Source organism: Stenotrophomonas sp. CASM106 (assembly GCF_049384825.1).
GTDB lineage: Bacteria > Pseudomonadota > Gammaproteobacteria > Xanthomonadales > Xanthomonadaceae > Stenotrophomonas > Stenotrophomonas muris.
In genome coordinates this window covers 1-443 of sequence record NZ_JBMRFS010000061.1, presented here as the reverse complement: position 1 = coordinate 443, position 443 = coordinate 1, and the positions used below count along the sequence as shown (strand labels likewise).

At 62.8% G+C, this 443-nt stretch carries 1 protein-coding gene; it reads right to left on the bottom strand.

Translation table 11 applies throughout. The features are described 5' to 3' along the window. Positions 1-16 precede the first annotated feature (16 nt). The coding region (locus VG556_RS22535; RefSeq protein WP_423180071.1) for an alpha/beta hydrolase at positions 17-443 on the bottom strand (427 nt) is incomplete at its 5' end.

Below are 443 nucleotides of genomic sequence, written 5' to 3'. Positions count from 1 at the left end.
TGGATGCAGCCCCCCATCAACCGCCGGTGTACGGCCCTTCACCCGGCATCACCTCCAGCAGTGCGCGAGTGATCACCCGCGGGTAGACCGTGAGATGGTCCTCGCCGTCAATCACCACGTTGTCCACCTTCAACTTGCGACCCGTGCGCTTCAGCTGGGCAGTGAAGTCCGCGGTCTGCCTCAGCATGTCGTTGCCGGTTGAATAACGCGGCCCTGGCTTGTCCGTCTCGTAACTGCCCACAGACAGCAGCACGCGCGTAGGCTGCGCAGGGATGACGGCGCCATCCTGCATGCGCGGCAGCAGAAGCTGGTCGAACCACAGCGAAGGACTGGACAGGATGTAGGTGCTGAACATGTCCGGTTGAGTGGTCAGCACATAGGCGCCGAACAGCGCGCCATAGGAATGACCAGCGAACATGCGCCGGGCGGGATCGGTGCGATAA